This window comes from Lysinibacillus sp. BPa_S21 (assembly GCF_023337795.1).
Lineage (GTDB): Bacteria > Bacillota > Bacilli > Bacillales_A > Planococcaceae > Lysinibacillus.
On record NZ_JALIRS010000001.1, the window covers coordinates 200,310 to 215,422 of the forward strand.

Here is a 15,113-nt window from a genome sequence, read left to right on the forward strand (position 1 = left end):
TTAATGTTAGCCTAAAAATCGCTTCGCTTTTGCGCACAAAGCCGACTCCGGACACGATTATGGATCAGCTATTTAATACTTCAGCAATATGCATGACTTTAATAGGTTTACCTTGCCGAGTAATGCGACCACCAATATTCATTAAGCAACCAGCATCAGCTCCGATTAAAATATCTGCCCTTGTTTCTTCAACATTCTGTACTTTCTCATTGACCATTTCTCCTGAAATATTGCCCATTTTTACTGAAAACGTTCCGCCAAATCCACAGCACCGATCTTTTCCTGGGAGTTCGACATACTGCAAGCCTTTAACCTGATTTAATAATTTTAACGGTGCTTCAGTAACTCCAAGTAAACGTGTCATATGACAGGAGGTATGATAGGTAGCCTTACCCTCTAAATGGGCACCTACATCCTCGACCTTCAATACATCTACTATAAACTCTGTAAATTCATATGTTTTATCTGCCAATGCTTGCGCTTTTGGCTCCCAAACAGGATCACCCCGAAATACTTCTGGATATTCTTTAAACATATAGGCGCAGGAACCAGAAGGGGAGACGACGTATTCAGCATGTTCAAAGGCTGTTATCATTTTCTTCATAGCATTTTGGGACTCTTTTACATAGCCACTATTGTACGCAGGCTGCCCACAGCAAATTTGATGTTCAGGAAAGTCTAGGTCACACCCGAGCCTTTCAAGAACCTCAACAACAGCCTTTCCTACATCACCTTGAAACATATCAACTAAACAAGTCGCAAAAAGTGTTACTTTCATTCATAATCGCTCCTTTTTCCTCAAATAGATAAATCAACAGGTCATCAGATGACTTTGGAAGTAAATATATTGTTTTTATCATACTACAACTTTTCGGAAGAATGAAAGGTGTTTATTTGAAATTTTCGAAAAATTAATTATACTTCGGGGCTGAAAGAAGTAAAAAGCCGCCTATTCAAAACTAGGCAGCTACTGTTTATTATAAAGTTTTAGTTGTTTCAAAATATTGCAATAAGACATTCTCCACATTACTTAAATGCGAAGCCATAGCATGTTTTGCAAGCTCTTCATTTTGCTGTTTTATCGCGAGGAAAATTTGCATATGTTCATCATATAGCTTTTCGCTTGTAGTTTTTTTAGAGTACAACCATATTCGACGTGTTTCTCTCATCGTTTCGATCATTAAGCCTGAAACCTGGTCTAATATCGTTGCGAGTAGGGGGTTTTGAGACGCTGTAGAAATGGCCGTGTGAAATTGGAAATCCACTTTTTCCCCTAGCTCTCCATCACCTTGTACACGTTTCATTTCATCTAAAATTTGCATCATTGACTGTAAGTCTTCTTCAGTTCGATGAAAGGCTGCGCTAGCCGCTGCGCCTACTTCTATAATTTTGCGTACTTCTAACAAATGTGAGATATCTTGCTTATTTGTTAAAATGGCAGTCGATAAGGGGAAATCGAGCTGTTTGGTTTGATTACTTTTAACAAATGTGCCTGAGCCTTGTTTAATTTCAATAAGCCCCATTGCTTTTAAAGCGGAAAGAGCTTCTCGGATGGCAGATCTGCTTACCTGTAATTGTTCAGCAAGCTGTTCTACTGAATCAAGTCGGTCACCAGGCTTCAGTTCGCCAGCTCTAATTTTTTCATAGAGGATTTCAGACACTTCCTCATATATTTTTTTTGGTTTAATTTTTCTTAATTCCAAGGACTACACCTCATTTATCTCTATCAATGGTTCTATTGTTTTTTATTATACATGAAGAAAAGTTATTTACTAATAATTTAGTAAATAAAAAAGGTATTACATTTAATCAGGTTTGTTAATAAAAAAATTGGTTTATGATTAAGTAATAAAAGTATTTTTTGTTGGTATTTTGCTAAAATATACTGATTGTAGCCCGTAGCAGAAATCAGGCTATTCGAATTTAATCGAATGTATAAAAACGGTAATCCGCAAAGCTGATATTTAATATAAGATCCTCTATATAAAGCTGTGCAGAATTATAGTGAATTTTATTGACAGATAAAACGAGGGGGCGCATAATGCAAAAGTACATTAACAAATACACTTTGATGTCATAAGGTATGAAAATTAAATTTTGTTTAATAGTATGATGGAACTTCACTTTTTCAACACCTTTTTGCCATGAAACGTTCACAAACAGGAAGGGCGCAATTTACAATGATTTTTGGTACGATGGAGACAGTAACTGTAAGGAGCGAGTGAGGAAATATGCAAACTGATATTAACGTATTTTTAGCTTTAGGTGCAGGGTTTTTAAGCTTTATTTCACCATGTACGCTACCGCTGTATCCAGCATTTTTATCATACATAACAGGTATGTCACTAGATGAGCTAAAATCGGAACGAGGTATGATGCAAAAGCGTGCAATTTTGCACACCCTCTTCTTTTTACTAGGATTTTCAATCATCTTTATTTTAATTGGTCTAAGTGCATCATTAGCAGCAGAGTTCTTCCTTAATTATAAAACATTATTACGTCAGGTTGGAGCCATTTTAATCGTAGTATTTGGTTTAATGATTGTAGGATTACTACAAATAGACTTTTTAATGAAGGACCGAAAATTCCAATTTAAAAACCGACCATCTGGTTATTTAGGATCGGTATTAATCGGAATAGCCTTTGCTGCTGGCTGGACGCCGTGTACAGGTCCAATTTTAGCTTCGATCATTGCTTTAGCAAGTGCAAATCCAACAGCAGGATTTAGCTATATGTTAGCTTATTATTTAGGTTTTGCGATTCCATTCTTCGTGTTATCGTTCTTTATAGCACGTATGACTTGGATTCGTACACATAGCCAAAAAATTGTGAAAATCGGCGGTTATATTATGATTGTCGTAGGTATTTTACTGTTCTTTGATGGATTAAGTTATATTACGCGTATATTAGAGCCTATTTTTGGTGGATTTAAGGGCTTCTAATCTGCTAAACTAAATGGGCATACCGTACTTTAACGTGGAGGGAGATGAACATATGCCTACAGTTTTAGTAGTGGATGATACGCTCTTTATGCGTGTTGCAATAAGTAATATGTTTACTGAGTGGGGTTATGAAGTAGTCGGCAAAGCAGCAAATGGGAAAGAAGCTGTGGCTATGTATCGTGAGTTACAACCCGATCTTGTAACGATGGATGTAACAATGCCAGTTATGACAGGTATTGCAGCAGTAAAAGAAATCATTCCTGAATTTCCAGATGCAAAAATAATAATGATTACAGCTTTAGGACAACAGAAGTTAATCGTGGAAGCAATTGAAAGTGGTGCAAAGGATTTTATGACAAAACCTTTTGAGCCAGAAAGATTAAAAGCTGTCGTTGATCAATTACTTGGACAAAATTGTTAATGACATTAGAGGAGGAATTTTTATGTTTAGCAATATCCCTTCTCAATATTATGTAATAGGTTCTACCATAATGGCCATTTTTATGGGTACCTTTGTCATGGTTTTACGTATGCGAGCATCTAAGAAACCTACCAATGAGAAGAAAATTATCATTCCACCTATTGCAATGTCTACAGGTGCGTTAATGTTTTTATTTGAACAATTTAGAGTACCGCCCATGCAAATCCTTGAAGCGGCTGCAGTCGGCGTGGTGTTCTCAACAATCTTAATTGCCACTTCTAAGTTTGAAGTAAAAGGTCAAGATATTTATTTAAAACGTTCAAAAGCGTTCGTTTTTATATTAGTCGGACTATTAGTGTTCCGTGTAATCGCAAAAATGATATTAAGTAGCTCGATAGACGTTGGTGAATTAGCAGGAATGTTTTGGATTTTAGCGTTCGCTATGTTACTCCCTTGGCGAATCGCAATGCTTATTCAATTTATAAAAATCAAAAAAACAATTCCGCTGAAGAATATGTAGTGGAGAAACTACACTAGAGATTTAATCTAGTGTAGTTTTTTTATGTGCGCGTGGTTTTGTTGATGGATAGAGTAGGTCGAGCGACGGATGAAGTTGGCGAAGCGATGGATAGAATCGTCCGAGTGACGGAAAGGGTAGCCAAAGCGAAGGATGGTAGAGTCAAAGTGAAGGATGAAAGAGGTCAAAGTGAAGGATAGAAATGAGAGCGACGGATAGTATTGCCGGAACGACGGAAAGAGTCGGCCGAGTGACGGAAAGAAAGGCAAAAGCGACGGAAGAAAGAGCCAAAGTGAAGGATAGAAGTCAGAGCGACGGAAAGAAAAACAAAAGCGAACGAATAATAAAAGAATCCTGTACTTTTACCGTACAGAATTCTTTTTACATGTCCATTTTTATAGAAATAGCTTTTAATGAACTGCAGGAAATTTTAGCTTTAGTGTAAATTCCTCATCTTTATAAGTGAAGTCTAAGAAACCATTATATTTTTGGACTATATCTTTAATAATCGTTGTACCTAGGCCTTCGTGCTCCTGCTTTGTTGTTAGCCCAGAGCGGTCAAATAAAGAATCTACGATGTTTGTAGGCAGTGGGATTGTGCTGTTTTTACAAATCAAAATGTATAAACCACTTCGTTTATAAAGCTGTAAACTAATAGTGCCCTTGTCTTGATTTAGTACTTGCCATTCTTGACAGGCTTCAATACTATTGGTTAGTATGTTGCCGAGTAATGCAACGAGATGTGTATCTGCTATAGGTAGTTGTGAGCAGGGGGTGTCTAAATCATAGAGGATTGTTATATTTGATGCTTTTGCATGTTTATACTTGTCGTGTAAAATGCCTGCTATAACTCCCCGTTCTCCCTTAATAGAGAGATTTGTTTCCTCGTAACCTTCCACAAGTTGATGTAAATAATCCTTAGCTGCAAGATAATCGTTCTTTTCCATTAAAAAGTGTAAGGCTGCTACATGTTTTAAAAAATCGTGCCGTTCCTGGCGAACAACTCTAAAAGTCTCATTAACTTGACTTTGTTGGGTCTGAATTTGATGTAAAGTTACTTGTAGCGATTTATTATTCCTCGACTCTTTTCTTCGATACCATTCCAATAAAAGAAAAAGAACTATTGCAACTAGATATATAGCGGAAGGGGCTACTAAGAAATAGATACTACACACAATTCCTTGAATCATACAAAAGAACAACTGTGGTGATGCAAGGCGATCTCTAAGCAAAAATACGATAATTAGAACGACTAAAGCTATCAAATAAATTGGAATAGAAAGCTGAAAAAATGTAATTTGTGCTTGTACATGAATGATTAAAAATAAAGTGAAATATAAAATAGTGCTAATTTGGGACAAATTAAACCACCACCTCAAAAATAATGTTTCTGTAAAAAATCAACGTTTTCTTTTGTAATCATAGCTTTTTCTTCGATTCCTTCAAATGACACCATGTACGAGTTCTTAGCATACAGGGAGAAGTTTGTAACAAAATGTATATTGATAATAAATGAGCGATGTGATCTAAGAAAATCTCGTTCTCGTAGTTCCCCTTCAAGTTCATTTAGTGTCTGGTAGGTTGTTATCGGACCCGTTTTTGTATGTATCGTTGTAGAACGACCAGATCGTTCAATAAAAATAATATCCTTTTTTTGGACAATGTGAATATTGTTCTTTTTCTTTAAATATAGGCGTCCAGTTATTTCAGATTTTTTATTTTTTTCCATTAATCGTTCAATGGATTGTATTAAACGTTCTCTCGAATATGGCTTCATTATATAATCATGAACTTGTAATTCAAATGCGTGAACTGCGTAGCCGCTATTAGCAGTGACAAAAATGACTGTAATATTTAAAGCATGCGAATGTATGATATCAGCTAGTTCATAACCGGATAAATGAGGCATTTCTATATCTGCAATTAATAGGTCAATGGACTGTTTCTTAATTTGTTCATAAGCTTCCTCCGCTGATGTTGTAGAAAAGATAATTTCAACATCCTCTACTGAAGAAATAATGCCATGAATTTTATCTAAATCTATTTGACGATCATCTACTATACCAATTTTCATATTTAACACCTTCAGCAAAATAAATATTATTTCTTTACTATCATAACAGATTATTTTTATTGTTTTTCTACAATTTTACCGATTCGCGACATAAAAAGGTATATTCGCGACATAATGGCAGACACCCCTAGTTTTGCTATGTAAGATTAAGCTAAGAAAATTGAATGAGGTGAGACAATGATTCAAATACAAGAAGTAACGAAGCAGTTCAAAGATAAAAAGAAATATGTCACGGCTTTGAAGCATGTATCGTTTGAGGTGAAGCAAGGAGAGGTATTAGGGTTACTTGGTGAAAATGGCGCCGGAAAGACGACTTTGTTGCGTACAATTGCAACATTATTAGATCCCACAACTGGTCAGGTCCTAGTTGGAGGATTTGATACGGTAAAACAGTCAGCAGAAATTCAAAAAAAGATTGGTGTGCTTTTCGGGAGTGAGACGGGATTATATGACCGATTTACCGCACGCGAAAATCTCGAATATTTTGCAATGTTATATGGACTTGGCAAGCATGAAACAAAAGTACGAATTGATGAACTTTCAAAAATGTTTGGAATGAGAGACTATATGGATCGTAAGGTAGGAAGTTTTTCAAAGGGCATGCGTCAAAAGGTTGCTATTGCACGTACCCTTGTACACAATCCACAAATAATATTATTTGATGAGCCAACGACGGGTCTCGATATCACTTCCTCAAATGTATTTAGACAGCTTGTTCATCAGCTAAAAAGGGAAGGAAAAACAATTATATTCTCTAGTCATATTGTGGAGGAAGTATCTATGCTTTGTGATGCCGTTGCAATGATTCATAAAGGCGAATTGGTTTATCACGGATCACTTGAACAGTTGTATGAGCAAGAAAGCAGCCGAGATTTGAATTTTATCTTTATGAGTAAATTAGTAAGAGGTGAAGATGACTATGCTATTTAATATTTATCTTAAAGAATTGAAAGACTGTTTTCGTGATCGCCGAACACTATTATTAACAGTTGTTTTACCGATTGTGCTTATGACATGCTTTGTTTTTGTTTTAGAGCAGTTTGCTTCACATGGGAAAAATGAAGTGTATACAGTTGCTGTTAAACAACCATTTGACGAAGCCGATAGAGATATATTTGCAAACTATAAAAATCTCGAATTTATAGAAGTAAACGATCCTAAAAGTGCAGTTATAGATGGGCGTGCAATTATTGGGCTTGAATTTAGTAGAAGTGTTACGGAAGTTGAAAAAAGTAATGATACGATGGAAATTACAATCATTGGAGATGTACTTAGTCAAAATTCCGGGATTGTTATGTCCAATATAGAAAGTGCATTATCGGATTATGAAAAAACAATCATTAGTGAACGATTACAACAACTTCAGATTGATGCTTCTATTATGGAGCCGTTTTCTATTGCTTATGAGGAAACAATTGAGGGAGATTTTTCATTGGCGATGATTGCTTATTTAATCCCTTTAATTTTGGCGGTAGCAGTTGGCATGGGAGCAGGTCCATCAGCGGGAGATTTGTTTGCAGGAGAAAAGGAGCGTAAAACGATGGAGGCTATTTTAATGACTCCTGTAAAACGTTCTACGTTATTAATGGCAAAATGGCTGACGACTACAACTATCGCATCACTTACAGGAATTATCACATTAATCGTGGTTGTCAGCGAGATCGTCTTATTTACAACAGATTTAAAAGCCGCTATTTCATTAGGAGAAGCAACGTATATTGTCTTAATAACAGCTATTTTGACAGCAGTTGTTTATGCTTCAGTATGTGCATCCTTCTTAATGTTGACAAGTATTTTAGCAAAAACCGTTAAGGAGGCCCAAACTTATAGCACACCGTTTTTAATGCTTGTAATACTCCCTGCAATGTACATTATGGGTTTAGGCATTAATGAATTAGAAATTGTGCATTTTGCTATTCCAATTGTCAATTTATTTACGATATTTAAAGAGTTACTTTTTGGAATTGTTCAGTTTGATCATATTGCTATTACATTTATAAGTAATCTTACTTTAACTTTAATCATCTTTATCATCTGTCGGATTTTGTTTATGAAAGATCGATGGGTAATGAATTCATAGATAAAGAAAAGTAATGCTTATGGGCAATTTATGTAATGAAAAGTTACCCCGAAGCATTAGTAAACATGTATATAGCGGAAAAACGCTGCACAAAAACAGTGTGCAGCGTTTCTTCATTCAAATAGATGTTCATATGGAGCGATGTCAATTTGCATTTCATCTAATTTTTTACGTAAAAATTTATGGTCGCGTTTAGGCGTTGCTTGAATATAGCCGCGAATAATCAATTCTTGGCTAATGGCAGGTGCTTTTTCTTCTAAAGCAAGCTCGCCAATTTTACCCGCTATTTTTTCCTTCGCTACTTGTCTAAATAGCTCAGGTACAGGGCTTACAAGCTCATATAAAAGCTCTTTTTCAGGTTGTCCCCATAAATGAATGGTTTTATCTAAATAATACTCCTGCCAATCTAAATCAGATTTACCGTCCTGTTTCGGTAATGCCTTTAAAAATTTGCGGAACATAAAAAACCCGCCAATCCCCATAAATGAAATGAGTACAACTACCCAAAATAGGATAAACCATAAAAACCAACCACTTAACAAATCGTTCACCTCTTTGTCTTCTCTCACTCTATTATAAAAGCTTCCATAAAAAAATTCATCCTAAATGTCCCTTTTTTAGCAACTAGTCGGTATATATTGTGTAGAAAGGAGGTGACCCTCATGGCAAAAGTCAATTTTGTAGGCGCTACACTGCGCTTAAAGTATGTCGATAGGCACAATGCACAAAACGAGCCCATGTTCACAACAAAGACGTACCGCAATTTAAACGGCTCGCATACGGCAGAGGATTTAGTAGAGGTAGCATATGCCATTGCAAGTCTATCTTCACACGCACTAGACAGTATAGTAAAACTAGAAACAACAGAATTATCCTAAGGAGGGAAAGTTATGACACAAGTTTTAGAGCTACAATTTGAAACATCAGCAGGGAAAAAGGCCACATTTTCTATTGATGCGCCGAAGCCAAAATTAACAACAGAAGACATTCAGAAGGTAATGAAAAAAATGATCGCTAAAAACGTTTTTGATGGACAAGCTGGCACTCTAGTTGCGATGAGCGGAGCTCGTATCGTTGACCGACAAGTAACAGAATTTGATTTAGGGATCGAATAATCATGGAATGGTCTTTGCAGAATGTACTGCAAGGACCATTTTCAGTAATAGTTTATCTTGCGAAGGAGGGGATAATATGGAACAGTGGTTAAACATGATATCGGATATCGGTTTTCCTATTTTAGTGTCGTTTTATTTACTGCACCGAGTAGAAGTTAAATTAGATGCAATTCATGATGCACTTGTTTCCTTAAAGTGAAATCGATTTCACAAAGATGTACGAAAGATGTCACTTGAGTGTCCTTGTCAATAGTGACATCGTACGATAGGATGGGGGTAGTAGTGGGGAGCGTGTTAAAGATGAAAAATAAAATAATTGGGCTTGTTCTACTTTTTGCATTAGCAGCAGTGCTCAGTGCGTGTGGAAATACAAAATTTAAAGCAGATTATAGCTTGGAATTACCAGATTTTGAACATGTTAATCAACGCGGGGATAAAGTTTCTTTAGACAGCTTAAAAGGAAAACCGTGGATTGGTATGTATATTTTCACAAATTGTAGATCAATTTGCCCACCAATGACCTTTAATATGACGCAAGTTCAGGAAAAGCTAAAGAAAAAAGGTGTAGAGAATTATAATATTGTTGCGTTTTCAATTGATCCTGATGTGGATAAGCCACAAGTATTAGCTGATTATTTGGGTAAATATAATGTTCCGGATAAATCGAAATGGAATCTTCTTACTGGATATTCACAAAAGTATATCGAGCAGTTTGCAGTTAAATCAACGAAAATATTAGTAAAAGATGATCCTAATACCGACCAAGTAATACACGGAAATCAATTTTTCTTAGTTGATAAAGATGGCGTAATCGTAAAAATGTATTCAGGATTTGCAAAGAATGCGGATGATGTGCCAATTGACACAATTGTATCAGATATAGAAACATATATTGATGAAAATTTATAATGGATGAAAGGAAACCGTCTCGATTAACGAAGAGACGGTTTTTTTTTATGGACGAAATTTAATCTTTTATAATTTTAGCATCATTTAAATAGACGATTGAATAAAAATCAATCCACAATGTATTCTCTAAGTTTAAAAAACTGCATATATTTAGTTTAATAATATCCGGGGGCGTTTATAAATGAGCATTGAGCAGACTTATTTAAATGTTATTCTAAAAAGGTTTAAAAGTATGAAAGAATTAGGCGATAAAACTCTCTGTCAATTAAATAACGAACAACTACATTGGGCTTTTAATGAGGAATCCAATAGCATTGCCGTTATAGTAAAACACGTTGCTGGTAATATGATCTCGAGATGGACTGATTTTTTAACGACAGATGGTGAGAAAGCAACGAGAAATCGTGATGATGAATTTACGGATAGCCTACAAACTATAGAAGAGGTCATTACAGTATGGGAACAGGGCTGGCAAGTATGTTTAGACGCTTTACAAGGATTAACGGAAGTAGATTTACAAAGGGTTGTAACGATAAGGGGAGAACAGCATTCTGTTATAGATGCTATCGAAAGGCAAATGGTTCATTATTCACAACATGTCGGTCAAATCGTTTACATTGCTAAGCAAGTAAAGGGCTCTGAGTGGCAAACATTAAGTGTGCCAAAAGGGCAATCTCAAGCATTTACAGAGTCTATGTTAAAAAAACATCAAAGATAGAAATGGGGCCGTCTCACTAGTGTGTGATGGCTTTTTTTGGTGTGTTGGGCATTTCTGTACCAGTTACTGACGAAGACATTTTGAATGCTGATAAAAACTTTTTAAAAGTTGGAGAAGTCAAGGCATTTAGAGACTTGTTTTATTTTTTGTAAAATTTTAGTGTTAATTTATGATAAAAGGCGCACTCCTTATAGGATGATAGATATATTTAGGCTATACTCAAGAGAGATAATGTAAATAGTAGAATAGAGGGAGTCGTATGAGATTAACGGTAGAACGAAAACTGCAATTTGCTTTTGGTATAGTATTTTTATTTCTATTACTAATCACTAGTATTGCAATGTATTATTTAAATGACAATAAACAGACACTTGCGGAAATCGAAAAAAACACGGAATTAATCAATTTATATAATGATATTTCCTTCCAAACGGTTCGGGCAAACGCAGCCATTCGAGGGTATATGTTATATGGGAAAAAAGATATGCTCGACAATCATCTTGAAATACGAGATACCTTACATAAATCCATTCTTCGTATTGAAGAACTCGGACATAAAAATGCAGATTTTGAACAATTTTTAAAGCAGTTAGAGGAATGGGAAAAACCTATAGATGATCAAATTGTACCGCTTTTTCAAAGTGGTGATAAACAGCAAGCACAGCAGTTAGCATTACCAATTTTAGGGAAAGGTTCTCTCAAGCTCGTTGAGTTTGGGAAAACGATGGCAACGGCTCAGCAGGACGAAATGCAAGCTCGTATAGAGGCTACAAAGCAAAAAGGCGACAGAAGTGGCAAAGAAATTGCTGTACTAGCAATAGTTTCCTTGCTTATAAGCATTATTATTGCGACAGTTTTTGGGCGAAGAGTAGCGAAAAATATTCAACAAACTGTAGTAGAGATGGACAAATTCTCAAATGGTAATTTACAAACACACCTGCAATTTAAAACAAAGGATGAGTTTGCACAGCTGGCTGCTTCCTTTAATTCGATGTCAGAAAAGCTTAGACATACTATGAAGCATGTAGCTAATTCATCTGAGCAGGTAGCAGCTACTTCCGAGCAGCTTACAGCGAGTAGTATGGAAGTGACACAGGCAACAGAAGTTGTCTCAGAATCGATCCAAGATATTGCCCACGGTATTGAGGAACAGGATACATTGACAGGTGATGTACGAAACTTATCCTCACACATTTTGAAAAAAATGGATGACATATCAACGAGTATTGATCATGTAAACGATGCAACGGTAGAAACTAAAAATATGGCTAGCATAGGACGTTCATCTGTTCGAAATGTCATTGAACAGATGAATGAAATTGCGGATAATACAGCAGAACTAAGTACTCGTGTTAAAGACTTAGATGAAAATACAGCAGCAATTGTCTCAGCAGTCAATGTTATTAAAAATATTGCGACTCAAACAAATCTATTGGCTATCAACGCCTCTATAGAAGCTGCACGCAGTGGTGAGCATGGCAAGGGCTTTGCAGTAGTGGCAGAAGAGGTACGAAAGCTAGCAGATGAATCAAATTTAGCAGCAGTAGATATTGAAAAAGTCGTAGGGCAAATTACTGAGGATACAAGAATTATCGAGGAAGACATGATCAACAGTAATGATTCAGTAAAAGCCGGTCGTGAAAAAGTTAATGTGGCAAGAGATAATTTCATACAAATTGACAATGCCATTAATGACGTGCAGGCACAAGCACAATCAGTTACAGCAGCCATTCGAACGATCCATCAAGATATCGAAAAACTTGTAAAAGAAATCGACTACATTAGCGAAGTGTCGATGAAATCGAGTAGCAATGTTCAAAGTGTCGCGGCATCCGCTGAGGAACAAAATGCAGCGATGGAAGAAGTAGCTGCAGCCTCTACGCATTTGGCGAAAATGGCGATAGACCTACAAGAATCAATTCAGACATTTAAATATTAACAACAAGAGCCCCTATGCATCATAGTTAAAGTATGATACATAGGGGTTTTATGCTTAACTACTTAATGAAAAAGTGCAAGAATCGAAGAATTTATGCTAGGAAAATCAAAAAAATGAAAAAGGGGGTTTGAATTTTAGTATTTCGTCCGATAAAACTTAAGGAGAAAATTTAATCGATCCAAGAAGGGAAATGTGTGAACAGGGACGGTTTCCTTTTAAAGGAAGCCACAAAATATACGCTTGTAAAGTTAAAAGGAGAGCTATTACATGAAACGATTATTTGGAAACTTTAAGGGGAAGCTCTATACATTATTTGCTCTTATCTTACTAATCCCAGTTATTTCTGTCGGAAGCTTATCGTACATTTCGGCAAAAGATTCGATAAAAGACGAAATACTATTTAGTGCGGATGAAAGTGTAAAAATTTTAAACTCGTTAATTGATAATACGATCAGTGCAAAAACAAAGGACATTAGTGTGTTTAGTGAGGATATAAATTCTACGATGTATGAACAGCAGGGATCTGCAGTTCGAACAAAATTTCAACAATATATAAAGTTGCATCCAGAAGTTCTAAGCATTTATCTTGGAACAAGTGATGGAGCAGTATTTGTAGAGCCATCATCAAATAGTGCTGATTACAATCCTCTGGATAGAGATTGGTATAAAGAAGCTACGGCTTTGAAGGGAGAAACGCTAATAACAGAGCCGTATAAGGATATAGCGACAGGGGATATGGTCGTTACAATTGCTCGTCAGGTTAAAGATCAATCTGGGGTAGTAGCAATTGATTTAAAATTGACAAACCTTCAAAAAGTTTCGGACTCTATTAGTATCGGAAAAAAAGGATATCCTTCTATTTTTGGTGAAGATAAAATGGTTATTTCACACCCAACTATAGAACCGGGTAGCGAAATAAATGAAAGCTTTATCGACAAAATGTACGACAGCAAATCGGGAACTTTTGAATATGTCTTTGACGGTGATGACCGTATTATGTTCTTTACAACGAATGAGCTGACGAATTGGAAAATTACCGGCACGATTTTTACAAAGGAAATTAACGAGTCAGCATCTCCTATTTTATATCAAACGATACTCGTGTTAATTAGTGCGATTGTTATCAGTACGGTTGTTTTCTATTTTGTTCTGAAGGGCATCATAAAACCGATTAAATTGCTCAAGGATAGTGCAGTCACGATTAGTAAAGGCGATTTAACAGAGACAGTGACAATCACATCTCATGACGAGATTGGACAGCTTGGACAAGCCTTTAACGATATGCAAGACAGTTTAAGAACTCTAATTCAAAAAATTGAACAAAATGCCGAAGAGGTAGCTTCGTCTGCAGAAGAGCTAACAGCCAATGCTAACCAAACGAGCATTGCTACTGAAAAAGTGGCTATTTCGATACAAGATGTTGCGACGAGTGCTGACACGCAAACGACGAGTGCTAACAAAAATGCAGAATCTTTACAGGAGCTTTCGAAGGCCATTCTTCATATTGCAGAGATCTCTTCTACTGTGACGGATCTTTCGCAGCATGCAACGCTACAAGCAGATGAAGGTGGACAGGCAGTTCAAAATACAAAAGATCAAATGCAGTCTATTCATGTATCGGTGACCGATTCAAACACGAAAATTCAAACACTACATGAGCGCTCTAAGCAAATTACATCCATTTTAGATGTGATTACAAGTATTGCAGATCAAACGAATTTACTTGCTCTCAATGCAGCAATCGAGGCAGCAAGAGCAGGGGAGCACGGAAAAGGCTTTGCAGTTGTTGCTGATGAGGTAAGAAAATTGGCGGAGCAATCGCAGGAATCTGCACAGCAAATTTTCGAGCTCATTCATGGTATTCAATTAGAAACAGAACAATCTGTAAACATTATGGCAAAAGTGACAGAGGATGTTGAAAATGGACTACAAGTATCGGATGAAGCTATCACTAAATTCCAAGTGATTAAGACAAGCATGGATAAAATTACTCCTAAAATGGAAGAGGTCTCTTCTGCATCTGAACAGATGTCAGCAAGTGTACAAGAGGTAACAGCTGTTACGGAGGATTTGGCATTCTCTGCAAGAGGAAATGCAGCTGCTTCAGAGGACGTTGCAGCATCTACAGAGGAACAATTAGCTTCAATGGAAGAAATTAATGCTTCTGCACAAGCGCTTGCGCATATGGCAGATGAACTAAAACAGCTAATTAGTCAATTTAAATATTAATAGACATACGAAAAAATGCCATTCCTCCTTTGAGGGGTGGCATTTCAAATTGTTTAAAAACTATTGTTTCAATGAGAGTAAGATTTCATTTTAAATAAAGAATGGCTCCTCGGTAAAACGTTGTTAATAGAAAGAGGTTGTTTTTCGGATAAAACAGGATTTTGTTTCG

General features: G+C 36.2%; 19 protein-coding genes. 14 read left to right on the forward strand and 5 right to left on the reverse strand.

Annotated features, from left to right (window positions below):
* Nucleotides 1-64 precede the first annotated feature (64 nt).
* Together MOK21_RS00955 and MOK21_RS00960 are read right to left on the reverse strand one after the other, a co-directional pair.
* The gene (locus MOK21_RS00955; RefSeq protein ID WP_249071950.1) at nt 65-778 is read right to left on the reverse strand and encodes a (Fe-S)-binding protein; all 714 of its coding nucleotides are present in this window, start codon (nt 776-778) and stop codon (nt 65-67) included.
* Between the two features lie 199 nt (nt 779-977).
* Complete coding sequence (locus MOK21_RS00960) at nt 978-1,703, reverse strand: FadR/GntR family transcriptional regulator (protein ID WP_283164560.1); 726 nt, start codon at nt 1,701-1,703, stop codon at nt 978-980.
* 528 nt (nt 1,704-2,231) lie between these two features.
* On the opposite strand from MOK21_RS00960, the gene MOK21_RS00965 reads away from it, so the two are divergent.
* The 5 genes from MOK21_RS00965 to MOK21_RS00980 all read left to right on the forward strand — a co-directional run bounded on the left by MOK21_RS00965 (nt 2,232) and on the right by MOK21_RS00980 (nt 4,325).
* Complete coding sequence (locus MOK21_RS00965) at nt 2,232-2,942, forward strand: cytochrome c biogenesis CcdA family protein (RefSeq protein WP_249071953.1); 711 nt, start codon at nt 2,232-2,234, stop codon at nt 2,940-2,942.
* Between the two features lie 52 nt (nt 2,943-2,994).
* On the forward strand, nt 2,995-3,363 hold the full coding sequence (locus MOK21_RS00970; protein WP_249071955.1) for a response regulator: 369 nt from the start codon (nt 2,995-2,997) through the stop codon (nt 3,361-3,363).
* A 22-nt stretch (nt 3,364-3,385) separates the two neighbouring features.
* On the forward strand, nt 3,386-3,883 hold the full coding sequence (locus tag MOK21_RS00975; RefSeq protein ID WP_249071957.1) for a CcdC family protein: 498 nt from the start codon (nt 3,386-3,388) through the stop codon (nt 3,881-3,883).
* 62 nt (nt 3,884-3,945) lie between these two features.
* Nucleotides 3,946-4,080, forward strand: coding sequence for a hypothetical protein (locus MOK21_RS23665; protein ID WP_283164561.1), 135 nt, complete (start codon nt 3,946-3,948; stop codon nt 4,078-4,080).
* 2 nt (nt 4,081-4,082) lie between these two features.
* The gene (locus MOK21_RS00980) at nt 4,083-4,325 is read left to right on the forward strand and encodes a hypothetical protein (protein ID WP_249071959.1); all 243 of its coding nucleotides are present in this window, start codon (nt 4,083-4,085) and stop codon (nt 4,323-4,325) included.
* Here MOK21_RS00980 and MOK21_RS00985 read toward each other — a convergent pair.
* Together MOK21_RS00985 and MOK21_RS00990 are read right to left on the reverse strand one after the other, a co-directional pair.
* Nucleotides 4,291-5,241 carry a sensor histidine kinase gene (locus MOK21_RS00985; protein ID WP_249071961.1) on the reverse strand — a complete coding sequence of 317 codons (951 nt, stop codon included), beginning with the start codon at nt 5,239-5,241 and terminating at the stop codon, nt 4,291-4,293. The genes MOK21_RS00980 and MOK21_RS00985 overlap by 35 nt on opposite strands.
* 14 nt (nt 5,242-5,255) lie before the next feature.
* Nucleotides 5,256-5,954, reverse strand: a complete 699-nt coding sequence (locus MOK21_RS00990) for a LytR/AlgR family response regulator transcription factor (protein ID WP_249071963.1) — start codon at nt 5,952-5,954, stop codon at nt 5,256-5,258.
* A gap of 177 nt (nt 5,955-6,131) precedes the next feature.
* Between MOK21_RS00990 and MOK21_RS00995 the strand changes: the two genes are divergently transcribed.
* Both MOK21_RS00995 and MOK21_RS01000 read left to right on the forward strand, forming a co-directional pair.
* Complete coding sequence (locus MOK21_RS00995; protein ID WP_249071964.1) at nt 6,132-6,884, forward strand: ABC transporter ATP-binding protein; 753 nt, start codon at nt 6,132-6,134, stop codon at nt 6,882-6,884.
* Nucleotides 6,868-8,034: an ABC transporter permease gene (locus tag MOK21_RS01000; RefSeq protein WP_249071966.1), complete on the forward strand. Its 1,167-nt coding sequence runs from the start codon at nt 6,868-6,870 to the stop codon at nt 8,032-8,034. The genes MOK21_RS00995 and MOK21_RS01000 overlap by 17 nt, the downstream gene beginning before the upstream one ends.
* Nucleotides 8,035-8,147: 113 nt before the next feature.
* On the opposite strand, the gene MOK21_RS01005 is transcribed toward MOK21_RS01000, so the two are convergent.
* Nucleotides 8,148-8,576: a DUF2621 domain-containing protein gene (locus MOK21_RS01005; protein ID WP_249071968.1), complete on the reverse strand. Its 429-nt coding sequence runs from the start codon at nt 8,574-8,576 to the stop codon at nt 8,148-8,150.
* Nucleotides 8,577-8,696: 120 nt separating this feature from the next.
* Between MOK21_RS01005 and MOK21_RS01010 the strand changes: the two genes are divergently transcribed.
* The 7 genes from MOK21_RS01010 (at nt 8,697) to MOK21_RS01040 (ending at nt 14,944) form a co-directional block, all read left to right on the forward strand.
* Nucleotides 8,697-8,912: a DUF1659 domain-containing protein gene (locus MOK21_RS01010; protein WP_249071969.1), complete on the forward strand. Its 216-nt coding sequence runs from the start codon at nt 8,697-8,699 to the stop codon at nt 8,910-8,912.
* A 12-nt stretch (nt 8,913-8,924) separates the two neighbouring features.
* Nucleotides 8,925-9,149, forward strand: coding sequence for a DUF2922 domain-containing protein (locus MOK21_RS01015; protein WP_249071972.1), 225 nt, complete (start codon nt 8,925-8,927; stop codon nt 9,147-9,149).
* Between the two features lie 76 nt (nt 9,150-9,225).
* Nucleotides 9,226-9,348: a YvrJ family protein gene (locus tag MOK21_RS01020; protein ID WP_082337366.1), complete on the forward strand. Its 123-nt coding sequence runs from the start codon at nt 9,226-9,228 to the stop codon at nt 9,346-9,348.
* Between the two features lie 101 nt (nt 9,349-9,449).
* Nucleotides 9,450-10,058, forward strand: a complete 609-nt coding sequence (locus MOK21_RS01025; RefSeq protein WP_249071974.1) for an SCO family protein — start codon at nt 9,450-9,452, stop codon at nt 10,056-10,058.
* 181 nt (nt 10,059-10,239) lie between these two features.
* Nucleotides 10,240-10,776, forward strand: a complete 537-nt coding sequence (locus MOK21_RS01030; protein WP_249071976.1) for a DUF1572 family protein — start codon at nt 10,240-10,242, stop codon at nt 10,774-10,776.
* Between the two features lie 259 nt (nt 10,777-11,035).
* Entirely contained in the window at nt 11,036-12,715 is a 1,680-nt protein-coding gene (locus MOK21_RS01035; protein WP_249071978.1) for a methyl-accepting chemotaxis protein, read from the forward strand.
* A gap of 267 nt (nt 12,716-12,982) precedes the next feature.
* A complete protein-coding gene (locus MOK21_RS01040) occupies nt 12,983-14,944 on the forward strand; it encodes a methyl-accepting chemotaxis protein (RefSeq protein WP_249071979.1) in 1,962 nt (653 codons plus the stop codon).
* The last annotated feature ends 169 nt before the right edge of the window (nt 14,945-15,113 follow it).

Excerpts from the sequence above, each read along its gene's own strand:
- MOK21_RS00955 (WP_249071950.1), bottom strand. The coding sequence starts at position 778 with ATGAAAGTAACACTTTTTGCGACTTGTTTAGTTGATATGTTTCAAGGT.
- MOK21_RS00965 (WP_249071953.1), top strand. The coding sequence starts at position 2,232 with ATGCAAACTGATATTAACGTATTTTTAGCTTTAGGTGCAGGGTTTTTA.
- MOK21_RS00970 (WP_249071955.1), top strand. The coding sequence starts at position 2,995 with ATGCCTACAGTTTTAGTAGTGGATGATACGCTCTTTATGCGTGTTGCA.
- MOK21_RS00975 (WP_249071957.1), top strand. The coding sequence starts at position 3,386 with ATGTTTAGCAATATCCCTTCTCAATATTATGTAATAGGTTCTACCATA.
- MOK21_RS23665 (WP_283164561.1), top strand. The coding sequence starts at position 3,946 with ATGGATAGAGTAGGTCGAGCGACGGATGAAGTTGGCGAAGCGATGGAT.
- MOK21_RS00980 (WP_249071959.1), top strand. The coding sequence starts at position 4,083 with ATGAGAGCGACGGATAGTATTGCCGGAACGACGGAAAGAGTCGGCCGA.
- MOK21_RS00990 (WP_249071963.1), bottom strand. The coding sequence starts at position 5,954 with ATGAAAATTGGTATAGTAGATGATCGTCAAATAGATTTAGATAAAATT.
- MOK21_RS00995 (WP_249071964.1), top strand. The coding sequence starts at position 6,132 with ATGATTCAAATACAAGAAGTAACGAAGCAGTTCAAAGATAAAAAGAAA.
- MOK21_RS01000 (WP_249071966.1), top strand. The coding sequence starts at position 6,868 with ATGACTATGCTATTTAATATTTATCTTAAAGAATTGAAAGACTGTTTT.
- MOK21_RS01010 (WP_249071969.1), top strand. The coding sequence starts at position 8,697 with ATGGCAAAAGTCAATTTTGTAGGCGCTACACTGCGCTTAAAGTATGTC.
- MOK21_RS01015 (WP_249071972.1), top strand. The coding sequence starts at position 8,925 with ATGACACAAGTTTTAGAGCTACAATTTGAAACATCAGCAGGGAAAAAG.
- MOK21_RS01020 (WP_082337366.1), top strand. The coding sequence starts at position 9,226 with ATGGAACAGTGGTTAAACATGATATCGGATATCGGTTTTCCTATTTTA.
- MOK21_RS01025 (WP_249071974.1), top strand. The coding sequence starts at position 9,450 with ATGAAAAATAAAATAATTGGGCTTGTTCTACTTTTTGCATTAGCAGCA.
- MOK21_RS01030 (WP_249071976.1), top strand. The coding sequence starts at position 10,240 with ATGAGCATTGAGCAGACTTATTTAAATGTTATTCTAAAAAGGTTTAAA.
- MOK21_RS01035 (WP_249071978.1), top strand. The coding sequence starts at position 11,036 with ATGAGATTAACGGTAGAACGAAAACTGCAATTTGCTTTTGGTATAGTA.
- MOK21_RS01040 (WP_249071979.1), top strand. The coding sequence starts at position 12,983 with ATGAAACGATTATTTGGAAACTTTAAGGGGAAGCTCTATACATTATTT.